This window comes from Rufibacter sp. LB8 (assembly GCF_014876185.1).
Lineage (GTDB): Bacteria > Bacteroidota > Bacteroidia > Cytophagales > Hymenobacteraceae > Nibribacter.
On sequence record NZ_JADALJ010000001.1, the window covers coordinates 2,568,330 to 2,583,369 of the forward strand.

The window sequence follows — 15,040 nt, forward strand, 5'->3', positions numbered from 1 at the left end:
GTGATTTAAGCTTATAACTGGCCTTCTTGGAAACACCTTTATTATGAACTACCTAACACGAATTACATCCCGAAATACCACCACAATGCCTACCTTGATAAAAGATAATTATCAATGGTAAACTTATAATCAGGCAGCCATCTTGTGCCAATAAGTTAGGAGCCTCGCTATTTTAGTCTTCATAGGAACAGCTATCCTTTGCCCATACCATTCTTGGAAGCAATCCTCAACGCATCTGGCTGAGATGCCGAACATCTCCCTGATTGCCTTGTTGGACAATATCGCCTGTTGACGTAGGTCAGCGATTAAATTCCTTGCCTTTTCTGGCACAAGAACATTGCCAGTCATAGCATTAATTTTGTCGGCTAAGGGTTTCTTCAACTCACGAAGGAAGTCATTAGCTTGCTTCAACCGTACCATAGTGGTTTCAATCCGTTTCTTCTCAGAAAGCCACTTGGCCAGCGTGTTATATGATTTTATGGCAAGCGCAGCCAGTATCTCCTTTCTCTTGAACAGACCTGATTCCAACATCAGAATTACCTTGTGCTTGAATTCGAGGGTATAGCTGCCACGGGTTCTCCTGCCATCCGCTTCTGGCATCAATGCTGTTGCGCTATCCAAAAGATGTTGCTTGTAAAAAGAATTTTGGCCTAATTCTTCACCGTAGTTCATGATAAGCACTTCCATGCCCTGCTCTATTTTCTTCGTCTGCGACTTGGCGGTGTTTGCGGACGGTCTGCGGTAACCCTTTACCACCCAAGTGTATTTGTTGCGTGGGTATAGCTTTTCAAGGTCTTCATGGTAGTAGTAGCACAGCATGAACTTGCCTTCCAGTTTTCTAAGGGTCTGGGAAAGCTCGATGTGCATCTTGTCATTGCTAAGGTTCTTTACAACTTTGTTGTTCACCTTCTGTCGAGTGCCTTTTCTTGACCTGTTGCTGTAATAGTGTTCCATGCCGAAATACCCTGGGTCAACCACGAAGAATGCGTCTGCGTTGTCCTGCTGCCTGATAAGCTGCATAGCATCCCCAACATGAAAATTAACCTTGTTGAATTTCCGTTGCTTGACAAACTCTGGCAGGTTGTTCAGCACGGACATGAATTTCGGCCTTGCGTTGGATTCATGTGAATAAACGAATGACTTCAGGGGAACCCCCAAGGTGGAGTGTGAAAGGCAGAATGCGTACAAGACCGCATCAACCCAACTGACGCTCTTCAACTCGCCAATCGGGTTTGGCTTGGAAAAGGCGAAGTAATCGCTAAGGGTGTGGAACAGACTTCCGTAATGCTCCTTGAGCAAAGCCTTGTACTTGATGGTGTCCGTTAAACCTACGTGGAAGAGACGCCCCCCAGGCTTAAGCTGCTTCCTGCACTCCCGAAGGAACCTCTTCGGGTACTTGAACGCCATCATCATGTTAGCCTGGTAGTAACTGATATCATTGTAGACAACATTGCTACAGTCAAGGTCAGAGACCAGGAAGTTCTTCATAGTACCGCCAAAAGGTTCACAGTATGTCTTGAAGGAGGACGGAAACAACGCCTCCATGAACTTCGCCTGATTCTGTTTCCCGCCAAAGTATGGCAACCCTAACTGTAAATTCTTCTTCATAAATGATTTTAAAAGGTTAAAAAATAAACTGTTCTTTCATTTTGGCCCATGGCCACAGCACGTGGTGACGAGCTTTATATTTTATTAAAATGTCATAAAAAAATAGCTTTTCACTTTAAGTTAGGGCAAATTTTTTTACCCTACTTCAGAGCTTCATTTTTATCGTCCTCTTCCATGAATTGGATAAGGCTTTGGATTTTCTCTTTTCTAACATCAGCATTAATGCTCATTGACTTGCGAACCTCTTTCTGGATTGTTTCAGCCATATTGAGCAGAATGTTTTGTATCTGGATGAACTCTTCGTCCGTCAGGTATCCACTGCCCTGAATCTTATTCCTTAACCGACCTGTCAGTTTACGTTTATTGCCTTCCTGGTCTTTCTCGTTTGCAAATACCTTATTCCATTCCTTGGCGAACAGGATACTCGCCATATAAACGTGGCTGATTTGCAGTTTCTTTATCAAATCAGCTACCTCTTTAGATAAGGTTACCAGATTCTGCTTTTCCTTCTTGCTTTTCATGCACTGTTCGTTTTTGATATTACAAAGGTAGGGATAATAATCCGATTTAAAAAACGAAATGCTATTTTTTTATTACATTTAGTCATTCACTCCTTTTTCTGGATATATAAAATAGTCACTTTTAGATTAATATCCAAGTGTGACTCAGATATTCTTTTGTTGGTTATCACATGATTTACCTGGAACTAAGATAAAAGAGTCAAAAAAAAGCCCATAAGATAAGGCCACCATGATTGGCAGCCTTATCTCTATTTAAAGATTTAACCTATTGGTCAACCCAAAAAGCAGCCGAATTGCTTCACGTGCTGGTAAGCTTGGATTGGGCAAAGACATCCATCATTGCAATCCAGCCTGACCAATTTAACCTTTAGACCCAAAGTGGTGTAAACCCCGAGTTCATTGTCAAAATATAGGACAAGAACCTTAATAGTATCAGGTATCACAAACCTGTCAGATTTCAGGAATTGATGCAGGGCATACTCATAATCTTCATTGTCAGTCACAATATGGAAGACGCTTTCGCTGCTTTCTAATTGCTCGGTTGCTTCAACCTTGTAAAGACCGTCTATTCCATTAATTTCCATTGGGGCAGGCAGGGCAAGCAAGTATCCATTCTGCTCAATAATCCCTGGAATGTTGGGTAGCCCAGGGTAATCATCAATGAAATTCTCGAAGGTTTTGGTTTCAAGCATCAACCTTCTACGCCTCTCCATCACTTTCTCCTTCCTGCGTAGTTTTTAGTTTATCGCTGAGCATTTTGAGTGACCAAGAAACTACCTGCCCTTTGGTTACCTTCTTCTTTATTCTTCTGGATATGAGTAATTTGAGGGCATCCAAATTTTCATCCGCTTGACTGCTAATCTTAATTGTGCGCTGCATAATATAGATATATTTTCTTTTAGAGTATATATCTGAATCTGAAACCGCTTTTATACACTACTACACTTTTCTACCAAAACGGGATTTGCATCTATATATATAGTGTAAAACACAATAAGCATGGTGACACTAATCAACGAGATACTCTTCTTTGATGAAGAAGAGATATTGTATAAGACAATCAATGAAACAAAGACGCTTTACGGAATCCACTCTTCTAAACGAAGAACCATAATTAAACCTACGTTCCTGCACATCTTCAAATTCGAAGAAGGTTCCACAAGAACCGTGGCCGTAGACCAAAAAGACAACTATCTATGGGTTGACTATAATGGCTTAACACATGAGCTTGATGAAGAGACAAAAGAAGAATACAGAAGCACTATCATCAAAAACTCACGATGCAACTGCTTTAACATTGAGTATAAAAAAACGGCCTGCACCTTTTGTGATGCAAGATGCCAGATTTGGAACAGGGCATCTTCAAGATTATTGGACAAACATATGGGTTGGACTTCTTAGCCAACCATTTAGTATCTAAAAAGAAAAGAACATGAAATGAATAAGCACATAAAGGATTCAATCTGCAATATTGACCAAAAAGCATTAGAAGAAGCATCACGAAATAACTTCAAGTTGATGTATGCAGATGATAATGGCTATGAGGTCAAACAAGGTGACGCACTATATATTATAATTGACTGCAAGTTACATCGACTGGAAATGGATAGCTTGAAGCTGATAGGCTGGAAAGAGACGGAAGGATTTAGCGTGGAAGAAATGTCTTCGGTCAACTTCTACCTTAATGAATTAACGAATCGTCTTTTATTGTGCGAGATGTGCTACCAGACAGGTTACTGCATTGCCTATTATAGCAACAGGAAGCCTATTGAGGTTCCTGTTTTGATTAATGGTCACAAGCAGCATTATCTTGATATGGCTTTAATAAGAAAGCTCAAAATAGATGGTGTGCTTAATTAAATTGACCCAATTCCTAAGACAAGCTCTTATCATTTATGGCCAATAGAATCAGAAGAGCATTAGAATCAATTGTAATGCATGTTTATAAATACATGATATACATTTATTCGCTCTGCATTTCTAATATGGGTAGCAAGACCTAATCTGATATCAGTGCCAATGTTAAATCTATTACTGATGTCTTTCATGTTATCATCTATTGGAAAATCGAAATCAATGACAGGAAGATACATTAGATACTTCCTCCATAAACCGATGAAATCATGTGCTTCAGAATAAACAACAATAAAATTCTGTTCTACTCCATTTGGGTCGTATTTGAAAACTTTTTTTAAATGAAGGTCTATGTTTGCTTTTTCTAAGCTTTTAAGAATAAAGCCTTCAATTATACTTATTGTAGCACCATTACCATCTTCAATTTTTATATCTAACTCACCTTGAGTTTTACCAGTTGCAGAAGAACCCCACCTGGTCTGGTCTTTTGTAATAAAACCCTGTGCTTTCAATATAGAAGCTATAAAAGCATTTCTACTGTCCTCATTATGGGTAACTATTTTATGCCCTCCCTGCAACTCTGAAGCAGCATATAAGATAGAATCCAATAAATGGTACCGTGGGTTCTTGTTGTACTTTTGAGACAACTTGAATAATAGAAATTCATCGTCCACATCATCAAAGGTAGCGATGTCTTCCTCAAAAATACTTTTATCCATATGTGGATATGCAATGCTCAAGCGTGCGATATGCTCACTGGCCAAATCTTTTTTTTTACTAACTTCTGATGAAAGTAGTTCTTTGATGTAAAGAAGAAAATCCATTTCAGGTTGGTTAGCCTGAACCTCCGCAATTCTTTCATCGATGGCAGTCATCTTTGCTTGTAGACTAAGCCTAAAGTAAGGCTCTACTATTACACCCACTACCTTCTCTTTAATCAATCCAAGAAGTTGGTTTTGAGCAATGTGGCTTTCTACTTGCAGATTTATTAATTGATAGTTGAGGTGGAATAAAGCATTCAACTGTCTTCTAATGTCAAGCCAACCCAATTTTTGAGTAGTGATATTATTGACATGAGTTACCAACTCGTATAGCTTCAGATAAAAACTGCCAGCTATATTCTTTATGTCAAATACAGAATACGTCCACAATATATTAGATAGCTTTTTGAATAGAGTATCCTTCCTTTCAGCATCATTGGCAGAAGAGACTATTAAGAATTCTGTCAACGTTTGGTAGAAATCAGCATCAACCCTATTCTCAATCTCAGCCGTAGAAGTTCGGAAAAAAATATAGGCTTCTTCAAGTTTTGATAAAAATTCCTCAATTCCCTGACTACGGTGAGCCTCAAAGAACTTTAATAATCCTAATCGCAAATAAGCCTCAGAGGATACTTCAGCACTGGTATGCTTTGTCAACGTTTGGATTGCTTCAGAAGCCTCTTCAGGTACTTGTTCGTGCAGAAAGAAAAGATACTTCAACTGGTCAACCAGCAAAAAATCATCATCATCTTCTTCAACACTTAGCAATGTGCTTATGGCAAGTGAAGGAGAAATCTTTCCAAGGAAGGTAAGACTACATAGTAGGTTGAGCGATTGCTTTCGAATGAAATTATTTTCTGAAGTATTTCTGACAACTTCATCTAAGAATTTCCTGATTTTCTTCCACTCAATCTGAACATTGCCTGGGTCTCCCAAAGTTTGGGATAGTTCCAAGAAGAACTCTACCTTCTGAAAAAGCTTTAATTCTGTAAACTCCGAATTTTTAATTCTGGTAAAATCTATCACAATGGTTTAGAACAAGTATCGTTCAGGCTCCTTTATCTCCACTTTCTTATTTGTAGTCGCAAACTCAAGCTCTCTCACAGCAGTACCAACAAAAATTTGAAGTTGCCCTGAGAATTTATTCTCAATGTGCAAAAGAACTTCATTCAATCCCTCTAAATACTTTTTATCACCTTCCTCTTTGGCAGGGCTATCTATTACTAAAAAGCGGGGATGTCTCCCAAAGTTAAACTCAACGTCCAGTTGAATCAAACTTAGATAAAAAGCCATCTTAACTCTAAGCTTTTCGCCTTCAACAATATCTTTAAATTGGACAGCAGCACCATGCTGTGTGTATACAAGCCTAAAAGCATCGTCAATCTCAATATCTGTGAAATTAAGAAGACCCAGGCTATGTAGCTCATTAAGCATGAGCGACTTAAGCCTATCCAAGATGTTTAAGCTTCGTTTTCTTCGTTCAACTGTTAATTCACCCAAAGCCCAATCAAGCAATTTGATACGGGAGGCATTATTCTGGGCTTCATCTTTATTGGAAGTGGTTTTAATATCAAGGTTCTTTAATCTATACTGCAACTCCCCTTTCTTCTCAACAAGTTTTTCATATTGATTATTTGAGGTAGACATCGAGTTTCTGAGATTATCAATCTGTGACTCGAGTTCTGACATAGTAGACTTTACTACAGTATCATTCTTTAATATTGTTGCCTCTTTTGAATACCTATCAATTTTATTCCTGATTTGAACAGATTCAGCTTTAACAGTAGTTATACCTCCTTCAATTGATTCTATCAACTTAGAAAGCTTCTCGGCTTCTTCTTGCATGCTTCTGACCTTTTCATCATAAGCTACAGTATCAATATCATGTTTATGAACAGGCTCACTGCACAACATACAAGCATGTGTCTCTTTCTCCTGCGCTTTCTTTTCCTTTGTTATGGAGTGGTCGCAGTGTGGACATGATGTAATGTCGAGGTTGGTAAAAAATATTCCTAAGTCTAAATACTCTTTTATATCAGTTATCTTTCGCCTTAACCCAAAAACTTCATTGGTATACTTCTTAACGTCTCGATTCAGACTATTTTCCTTTTCTACCAAAAAATTGGCTTCCTCTGAAAGCTTGGCAATCTCCCTTTGGTAAGCGTTTACTTTTTGTTGCTCCCCTAAGGCTTGCTCTGAGGTGGCAGAATAAGCTTTTAGTAAAGCTTCCAATTTACTTGTTATCTTCTCGTTTTGTAGATTTTGTATCTGCACATTGACTTCAGCAAGTTCTTTCGTAAGCTTTTCTACAGAGTCATTGTTCAATGTATCCTGAGCAGTTGTTACATCGCCTAACTTTGCTGACTTAAATAATAACAAATCCCTTTTTACTTTAAGCTTGTTTATAGGAGAGGTAAGCTCCAAGCCAAGTAACATTTGAAAGACAAGCTCATTTTGGCTTGCCATTGCCAGAGTATTGGAATCAGCAGATTCCAGATATATTGTTTTATAGTAAGTTTTCCAACTTGCTCCCGCTTCATGTAATTCATTGATTTCTTTTCTTGAATCCTTTTGAGTCCATTTAAGTGAATAAAAGGAGAACTGGCCAAAAAAGAATTTTTGCATGTACTCTTCATATGATGTGAAAGAGTTGCCTTCGTACAAGAGGTGGTGGTCTGCTTCTACACCTTTCTCAATAGCATTGATTGTAGTGCTAAAAACTTGCGCACGGTTCAATCTCCCATCACCCATATTTAAAGATGTGGAGAAGGTGTTTTCCCCTACCTTGAACTCAAGTTGAATCGTCTCAAACCATGCCTTCACTTGTGGTTTTAGGCTTTCGCTACTCCCCGTTAATGCAAATTTTATTACTTTAAATAAGGTTGACTTCCCTTTAAGATTATCAGCTATCCAAAGATTAACCCCCGAGAATAATTCTTTTTCATAGCGAAACCGTTCTCCTGCATGCTTCTTAACTCCTGAAAATAAGATTTTTGTAAGTTGCAGCCTTTTACCAGTCGAGATAGGGGAATCCTTTTCATATCCTCCTTCTATTGTAAGCAGGCTGTCAATTTCTTGTTCACTTAGGTTATCGCTAAATTCTTTTAATGCTTTTGTTCGGAACTGCTTAAAATTAAAGCTCATAGTTTCTCACCATAAAAGTCCTGATACATTTCTTTTACCTTTTCGGTTATTTCTGAGATATAGGTTTTGTATAGTGTATTTTTATATTCTTCGACTTTGTACTGTGATATTTTTAATTCTGACCCTGTAACCTCTCCAAAGAATCTTTTCAAAAGGGTACATCTATCAAAATACCATTGAATTGATGGCATTTGTGAAAGGCTTTTTTCTATTCTATCTATGGCAAGGTCAGATACGTAATAAACTTTATTAGCTACTCTGCCATCAATTCTCTTTTGGCTTTCAAAATCAATAAAACCTATGCTCTTCAAGAAAGCAACAATGTTGTCAATATCTTCATAAGCTCCGTAGAAGAAGCGTTCCATTTCTACCCTTCTTATAATTGGCTCATTATTGCTAAAAATCATCTTTACAATACCCTTTACTTCTGCTTTGTCTATACAAGGGTCATTTTCAGCCAGCACAAGAAGCTCATACGCTAAATAATCAGGATTTCTGATTAAGAAATCTAATGCCTGAATTTTAACTTCAGACTTGAAAGCTTTTGTATATCCCTTCTTTTTATCAGTAGGGATATCTTCAGCAAAAAAGTAAAGTATAAGCAGAACTCTGAATCTATCCTTATAGAAACGTATTGCGACATCCTCTAAATCATTAGAGGTTATGGCAGTGAATCCTTTAGGTTCTACCATTTTTACAGTAATAATATTAATTTTATGTAGTTCACAATCTACCTCAGTTAATGTATAGCAATCATTTAAGGATAGGCAAATTGCTTAGTTATTTACTACACAGCAATTGACAAATCAAATCAAAAGCTAATTAGGATTTTGTAAGAAGATTTAACCTTGCAGCATAAATCTACTCATTCATCTTCTTATAAACCTTCTTCAGCATCCAGTTCTTCACAAGTTGAGAAAACTCGTCATTGTCCATAATCTTGGTGAAGATGTCCTGGTTAAGCTCCATGCGCTGGATTACTTTGGTCAGGAACCTGTCCTCGAAGCCGAACTTGAAGTTCTCCATGGAATTACTCTTCGCTTGAAGAGATAGGTCTTCATCCAGCATCAACTCAGCCTCTATCTGGTCAAAGAACAGCTTATCTGCCTCGGTGAACTCCGTGCCGAAGCGGTCATTCAGCACCTTGATGATTTCGGACAGTTGCGCCTGCTCTTCCTTGCCGCCTCGCATACCCGCCTGCGTGGTACCCTCCAAACCGTACTCGCCCTGGTCTTCAAGAACGATGTTGCCTTCGCTGATTTTCTGGATGCGGTAGTATTCAAGAGCTACCTCGTCATCCAGATGGATACTGCCCCCGCCCGTGTTCTTGGGAAGCTTGTTATACAACAACCTACCGTACGCAAACAGCTTCTCCATCTCAAGGTCACTAAAGGGCATAATCTGCGAAAGGAAGGAATACAGCCTGATGTAAGTGATAAGCGTGTGCTTGAAATCGTCTTTCTCTTCGTCCGTGGGCAGGCACTTAAACCGCTGCACCCCAGGGTCTATGGCTGCATCCAGCTTCTTCTGCACCTTGGCGTTCACCCTGTCGGTTGACTTGAAATAGACCTCGCAGAAAGCGTCCACCTCTGACTTCCAGATAATCTGCGCTGACTCTATCTTGTATTTAAGGTCAGATAGTAGATTCGGGTCGGTGGGCGTGTCCACCGTGGTCAGTTCGTAGTAGGGCTGGAACGAATTCAGGATGTCTTCCTGCTCGTTTGCGAAGTCCAGAACGAAAGTGTCTTCCTTTCCCTTGGCGGTTCTGTTCAACCTGGAAAGGGTCTGCACTGCCTTCACGCCTGACAGCTTCTTGTCCACGTACATGGTGTGCAGCAGCGGTTGGTCAAAGCCTGTCTGGTACTTGTCTGCCACCAACAGCAACTGGTAGCTGTCAGAATCGAACTTCTCGGGCAGTTCCTTTTCCTTAAAACCGTTCAACTGCTCTTCGGTCAGCTCGCTGCCACCATCCAACACCTTTCCAGAGAACGCCACCAGTGCTTTTATGTCGGTGTAGCCTTTCTCCTTGATGTAGCGTTTGAATTCCATGTAATAGCGCACCGCATGCAGGCGGGAGCCAGTCACCACCATGGCCTTGGCCTTACCGCCTATCTTCTTGGAGACCACCTGGCGGAAATGCTCTATCATTATCTCAGTCTTCTGCGCCAGGTTGTGCGGGTGCAGCGACACGTACTTGCCGATGGCCTTGTTCGCCTTCTTCTTGTTCAGGGCGGGGTCGTCCTCAATGGCCTTGGTAAGCTGGAAGAAGGTTTTGTAGGTCGTGTAGCTTTTCAGAACGTCATGGATGAAACCTTCTTGAATAGCCTGTCGCATGGAGTAAAGGTGGAACGGGCGTGGCTTACCATCGGCACCCATCTGCCCGAAGACGTTCAGGGTTTTCTCCTTTGGCGTGGCGGTGAAGGCGAAGAAGCTTAAGTTTGGCTGCTTGCCACGGGCGAGCATGGACTTCCTAATTTCGTCCTCGGCATCATTATCTTCATCCGTCTGGGCTTCGTTTTTCTCGGCCTCTTCCAGTGACTTGGCCGCCAGTATCTCTTTTATTTTCTTGGAAGACTCACCATGAGCGGAACTGTGCGCCTCGTCCTGAATCACGGCATAGCTTCTGGCGGGCAGTTCCTTCACCTTGTCCAGTATGAAAGGGAACTTCTGAAGGGTAGTGATGATGATGTTGGAGCCAGCGTTGAGCGCCTTGGCAAGCTGCTCTGAGTCTTTGTCTATTTTCTGCACCACGCCCTGCTTGTGGTCAAACTGGAAGATGGTGTTCTGCAACTGCTGGTCAAGCACCTTGCGGTCTGTAATCACAATTACAGAATCGAATACCCTTTTGTCATGAGTATCATGAAGGCTGGAAAGCCTGTAGGCGAGCCATGCGATGCTGTTACTCTTACCTGAGCCAGCCGAATGCTGTATCAGGTAGTTCTTTCCAGCACCGTTCGTGCGGGCGTCTCTGGCTACCCCACGCACCACGTCCAACTGGTGGTAGCGGGGGAAGATGATGGTCTCTTTCTTGAATTTCTTGCCGTTGCTCTCATACTCGCTCACCTGCAAATGGACGAACTTGCCCAGGATGTCCATCCAACTGTCTTTCTGCCACACCTGCTCCCATAGGTAAGATGTCTTGTAGCCATATTCGTTGGTGGGGTTGCCAGCACCGTGCTTATAACCAAGGTTGAACGGCAGGAATTTTGTCTCCTTGTGGTCAAGCTTCGTGGTCATGAACACCTCGTCCTTGTCCACGGCAAAATGCACCAACGCCCGTTTCTTGCCCTGAAACAGTAGCTCCTTGGGGTCACGGTCATACATGTACTGCTTCTTGGCATCCTCAACCGTCTGGTTGGTGAACTGGTTCTTCAGCTCTGCGGTAGCCACGGGAAGGCCGTTCACACTAAGCACCAGGTCAAGTGAGTTCTCGTTCACCTTACTGTACTTCACCTGCCGTGTGACGGTGAGTTGGTTCAAGTCATACAGCGTCTCGGCTTCTGGGTTCAATCCGCTCTCTGGTTTGAAGTAGGCCAGCCTGAACTTAACCCCGTAGTCGGTGATGCCGTTGCGTAGCACGTCCAGCGTACCTCTTAGCTCTAACTCCTTATTGAGCCTGTTGAGCAGCTTCTTCTCTATCTCCGCACCATGTATTTGGCTCAGGTTATCCCAAGCTTTGGGTTGCGTGGATTGCAGGAAAGAGAATACCACCGTCTCGTCAAGAGCCAGGTCTTTGTTGAAGTCATGCCTTTCGCCTTTGGAGTAGCCGCCCTGGTCAATCAGGTAGTCTTCTATGGCCTCTTCAAAGGTCTGCTCGGTATGGATGCCTGTTGCCATGGGTCTATGCTAATTCAAGCTGCTGTAAGTTGATTGGTTCTGGTTGGTAGTCACGCACGTCTATCTTACCCGTTACCGCCTCAGAAACCAATGCTGTACGATATTCTTTGAGTAGTGAAATCTCTTTAACAAAGCTATTCTTCAAGTTCTCTATTCTCGTGCACTCTCTTTGAACAGCCTTTGAAATTTCAATTTGTTCGTTCAAAGGAGGTAAACAAATAGAAAAATTATGAATAGATACTGGCGAGATATTAGGCTGCTGTCCAGTGCTATCTATACTTGCCTCAAACATTTTAAAGAAATAATCAGATAAGGTATAGTAGTAAAGGAATTCCTGTGAAGTAGTTTCATCAGCCCTTAAAATTGCATTGCGCTGATTAAGCAAAACTTTAGCATCCTCTTCAATCACTACCCTTGCTGATTTGATTCCTGTTGAAATTATAGGTCGAGTTAAAGCGAATAATATATCGCCATTTTCAACTCTAAACCTAAGGAAGCTTTGGGCATAATCATCAGATATGAATTCTATATCATCCCAATCAATTCTATCATGCTGGATATTGGTAATCTTTATTACTTTAAAATTTCCATTTTTCAAGAACTCACCACTATCAAAAGCTGCACCGCTAATCAATTTAGAAATATGCTTTAACTTCTTCACCTTCCAATGCGCTGGCAATATACCCAACCATTCAATGCCACTATCTTCCATGTGGGTATCAAGGCATAAGCCTTTTGTGACCGCCTCGTTTATGAACGCTGTTTTTTCCTCTTCCAGCAAAGCAATCATTTGCTTCTTCTTCTTTATTAGAGCATCAATATTGGCAGTCTTTGTGTTTAAAAAATTGACAATAGCATTCTGTTCTTTTAAAGGAGGTTCAACTACTTTGAAAGATTTTAATGATTCCGTTGATAGTTCTTTGAATGTAGTTCCTGACCCAAGTGAAATTAACTCTTCTTTTCCTGAGAATAACTGATAGTACAGAAACAGGGAATTGAAATTATTATTCGTAATAATTGATTTACATCCTTGATTCGTACAAAGCTCTGTTCCAGCAAGGGCTAAATTACCAATTGGCGCTCTTGTTGTTAAGACAACAGAACCCTCAGGAACCAAGGTAGTGCCACAACTATCCAACCCTTCTGATGTTATTTTTCTTTCAGATGAATTGACATAATTATCTTTCAACCGACTTAAATCTGAAGGGGTAACCCAAACAATATTCCCATCCCAAAAATTCGGACTGCCACTACTTGGAGTAGACCCATTTACTATTACACCAGCAAACCTCAGTTTCTTTGGGTTCCAATGTTTGGGAACTTCTCCTACCCAATCTATACCAGAATCCTTATAGCTTTCGTATTTCTTCATCACCTTATGCTTTAAGAAATAAAAGAAGCTACCTCATTGAACACTTCTTCTTCAAGCTTCATGATATCAGCCCGTATGTCTGCCAGCGAACGTAAAGGCTTATACTGGTAGAAGTACTTGGTGAAGTTGATTTCATACCCAATCTTGGTTTTGCTGTGGTCAATCCAAGCGTCAGGCACATGCGGTAACACCTCTCGCTTGAAGTATTCTTCAATATCTTCGGTCAACGGCACGTTCTCATTATCACGTAGTGATGCGTCTGCTTTTGGAGTACCCTTTTTATCGGTAATCACATTGCCTTTTTCATCACGTATTGGTCTTTCTATGGTGATGCGACTGTACCCGAAGTCTTCGTTGTTGAACACCTTTGAATATTCTCCTGGCATGAAGTCACCGTACATCTTGGTGATATTTTCAATCTGCTTAGGGCTTATCTCATTACGCTTATTACCAAGGCTCTTGGACATCTTCTGGTAGAATGACACAGCGTTCACAAGCTGCACCTTGCCTTTGCGCTCCTTAGGTTTGCGGTTGGTGAGCATCCAGATATAGGTGGAGATACCTGTATTGTAGAACAACTGGTCTGGCAGGGCGATGATGGCTTCCAGCATATCGTTCTCTATTATCCATTTCCTGATTTCAGACTCGCCTGAACCAGCGCCACCAGAGAAAAGCGGAGAGCCGTTGAACACGATGGCAATGCGTGAACCTTCACCGTTCTGCTTCATCTTACTAACCAAGTGTTGCAGAAATAGCAAAGAACCGTCAGAGATTCGTGGCAGGCCAGCCCCGAAACGGCCACCGAAACCTTTCTTCTGGTGTTCGTCCTTTATCTGCTTCTCGGCCTTTTTCCACTCTACACCGAATGGCGGGTTGGTCAGGCAGTAGTCGAATTTGTGGTTTTCAAGTCCGTCATTGGACAGTGAGTTACCAAGCTTTATGTTGGTCGGGTTCTGCCCTTTAATGAGCATATCCGCTCTACAGATGGCATAAGACTCTGGGTTAAGCTCCTGCCCGAACACTTCCAGACGTGCTTTAGGATTTAGTTCTTTCAGGTACTCTTCAGCTACCGAGAGCATACCGCCCGTACCAGCGCACACATCATAAAGCGTTTTCACGATGCCCTCCTGAGTGAGTATCTGTCTGTCGTTCAGGAACAGTAGGTTTACCATCAGTCGGATAACTTCACGGGGCGTGAAATGCTCCCCTGCTGTCTCGTTGGATATCTCAGCGAACTTACGGATAAGCTCTTCGAAGATGTAACCCATCTCCATGCTGCTGATTTTCTGCGGGTGCAGGTCAATCTCCTGAAACCGCTTTATCACCAAGAACAGCAGGTCAGCCTCTTCCAAACGGTTTATCTGGTCTTCAAATTTGAAGTACTCTATAATTTCCCGTGCGCTGTCAGAAAAACCATTAATGTAATTGCGTAGGTTGGCAGCAAGATTATTGGGGTCAGCCACAAGCTTATCAAAATCATACTTACTACGGTTATGGAAGCTCAAACCTACCTCTGCATTTAGGATTGGGTCAATGTTCTGGATGGAAGATGTCTTGAGTACCTCATATTTTGACAGCACGTTAGGCTTGGTCTTCTCCAACACGCAGTCTAATCGTCTTATAATGGTAAGCGGAAGTATCACCTTGCCGTAGTCTGCCTGCTTATAGTCGCCACGGAGCAAGTCTGCCACCGACCAGATAAAGTTGGCGTATTCTCTGAAATTTATCATTTTATGGGTATTCTTCTAATGGGTGCTTTATTCCACAAGATAAAATATAAGGTTTAGATAAATAAGCAGAATTTGAGATATCCTATGAATTGTGAAAGGATGGTAATTACTATTTAATGTAAGGCGTTAATTTTCAGCAACTACCTATTCATAGTTTGAAAATTGACCATGGCCTTAGCTTAGAAAAGGATTCTAACGATGATATTCAGGATG

General features: G+C 41.3%; 11 protein-coding genes. 2 read left to right on the top strand and 9 right to left on the bottom strand.

Annotated elements, in window-relative coordinates:
* Window positions 1-129 precede the first annotated feature (129 nt).
* From IMY23_RS10805 to IMY23_RS10815, 3 genes are all read right to left on the bottom strand, one after another.
* Window positions 130-1,608 carry a DNA adenine methylase gene (locus IMY23_RS10805; protein WP_192822096.1) on the bottom strand — a complete coding sequence of 493 codons (1,479 nt, stop codon included), beginning with the start codon at window positions 1,606-1,608 and terminating at the stop codon, window positions 130-132.
* 140 nt (window positions 1,609-1,748) lie between these two features.
* Window positions 1,749-2,129, bottom strand: coding sequence for a hypothetical protein (locus tag IMY23_RS10810; RefSeq protein WP_192822097.1), 381 nt, complete (start codon window positions 2,127-2,129; stop codon window positions 1,749-1,751).
* A gap of 272 nt (window positions 2,130-2,401) precedes the next feature.
* Window positions 2,402-2,821, bottom strand: coding sequence for a hypothetical protein (locus IMY23_RS10815; protein WP_192822098.1), 420 nt, complete (start codon window positions 2,819-2,821; stop codon window positions 2,402-2,404).
* Between the two features lie 307 nt (window positions 2,822-3,128).
* Between IMY23_RS10815 and IMY23_RS10820 the strand changes: the two genes are divergently transcribed.
* Window positions 3,129-3,530 carry a hypothetical protein gene (locus IMY23_RS10820; protein WP_192822099.1) on the top strand — a complete coding sequence of 134 codons (402 nt, stop codon included), beginning with the start codon at window positions 3,129-3,131 and terminating at the stop codon, window positions 3,528-3,530.
* A gap of 36 nt (window positions 3,531-3,566) precedes the next feature.
* Window positions 3,567-3,989 carry a hypothetical protein gene (locus tag IMY23_RS10825; RefSeq protein WP_192822100.1) on the top strand — a complete coding sequence of 141 codons (423 nt, stop codon included), beginning with the start codon at window positions 3,567-3,569 and terminating at the stop codon, window positions 3,987-3,989.
* 65 nt (window positions 3,990-4,054) lie between these two features.
* On the opposite strand, the gene IMY23_RS10830 is transcribed toward IMY23_RS10825, so the two are convergent.
* The 6 genes from IMY23_RS10830 to IMY23_RS10855 all read right to left on the bottom strand — a co-directional run bounded on the left by IMY23_RS10830 (window position 4,055) and on the right by IMY23_RS10855 (window position 14,827).
* On the bottom strand, window positions 4,055-5,770 hold the full coding sequence (locus IMY23_RS10830) for a hypothetical protein (protein ID WP_192822101.1): 1,716 nt from the start codon (window positions 5,768-5,770) through the stop codon (window positions 4,055-4,057).
* Window positions 5,771-5,776: 6 nt separating this feature from the next.
* Complete coding sequence (locus IMY23_RS10835) at window positions 5,777-7,888, bottom strand: hypothetical protein (protein ID WP_192822102.1); 2,112 nt, start codon at window positions 7,886-7,888, stop codon at window positions 5,777-5,779.
* Window positions 7,885-8,580 carry a hypothetical protein gene (locus IMY23_RS10840; RefSeq protein WP_192822103.1) on the bottom strand — a complete coding sequence of 232 codons (696 nt, stop codon included), beginning with the start codon at window positions 8,578-8,580 and terminating at the stop codon, window positions 7,885-7,887. The genes IMY23_RS10835 and IMY23_RS10840 overlap by 4 nt, the downstream gene beginning before the upstream one ends.
* A gap of 169 nt (window positions 8,581-8,749) precedes the next feature.
* The gene (locus IMY23_RS10845; RefSeq protein ID WP_192822104.1) at window positions 8,750-11,725 is read right to left on the bottom strand and encodes a type I restriction endonuclease subunit R; all 2,976 of its coding nucleotides are present in this window, start codon (window positions 11,723-11,725) and stop codon (window positions 8,750-8,752) included.
* A 4-nt stretch (window positions 11,726-11,729) separates the two neighbouring features.
* Window positions 11,730-13,097 carry a restriction endonuclease subunit S gene (locus IMY23_RS10850; RefSeq protein ID WP_192822105.1) on the bottom strand — a complete coding sequence of 456 codons (1,368 nt, stop codon included), beginning with the start codon at window positions 13,095-13,097 and terminating at the stop codon, window positions 11,730-11,732.
* Window positions 13,098-13,108: 11 nt separating this feature from the next.
* Complete coding sequence (locus IMY23_RS10855) at window positions 13,109-14,827, bottom strand: class I SAM-dependent DNA methyltransferase (RefSeq protein WP_192822106.1); 1,719 nt, start codon at window positions 14,825-14,827, stop codon at window positions 13,109-13,111.
* Between the last annotated feature and the right edge of the window lie 213 nt (window positions 14,828-15,040).

Excerpts from the sequence above, each read along its gene's own strand:
- IMY23_RS10835 (WP_192822102.1), bottom strand. The coding sequence starts at position 7,888 with ATGAGCTTTAATTTTAAGCAGTTCCGAACAAAAGCATTAAAAGAATTT.
- IMY23_RS10855 (WP_192822106.1), bottom strand. The coding sequence starts at position 14,827 with ATGATAAATTTCAGAGAATACGCCAACTTTATCTGGTCGGTGGCAGAC.
- IMY23_RS10820 (WP_192822099.1), top strand. The coding sequence starts at position 3,129 with ATGGTGACACTAATCAACGAGATACTCTTCTTTGATGAAGAAGAGATA.
- IMY23_RS10805 (WP_192822096.1), bottom strand. The coding sequence starts at position 1,608 with ATGAAGAAGAATTTACAGTTAGGGTTGCCATACTTTGGCGGGAAACAG.
- IMY23_RS10825 (WP_192822100.1), top strand. The coding sequence starts at position 3,567 with ATGAATAAGCACATAAAGGATTCAATCTGCAATATTGACCAAAAAGCA.
- IMY23_RS10850 (WP_192822105.1), bottom strand. The coding sequence starts at position 13,097 with ATGAAGAAATACGAAAGCTATAAGGATTCTGGTATAGATTGGGTAGGA.
- IMY23_RS10840 (WP_192822103.1), bottom strand. The coding sequence starts at position 8,580 with ATGGTAGAACCTAAAGGATTCACTGCCATAACCTCTAATGATTTAGAG.
- IMY23_RS10815 (WP_192822098.1), bottom strand. The coding sequence starts at position 2,821 with ATGCTTGAAACCAAAACCTTCGAGAATTTCATTGATGATTACCCTGGG.
- IMY23_RS10810 (WP_192822097.1), bottom strand. The coding sequence starts at position 2,129 with ATGAAAAGCAAGAAGGAAAAGCAGAATCTGGTAACCTTATCTAAAGAG.
- IMY23_RS10845 (WP_192822104.1), bottom strand. The coding sequence starts at position 11,725 with ATGGCAACAGGCATCCATACCGAGCAGACCTTTGAAGAGGCCATAGAA.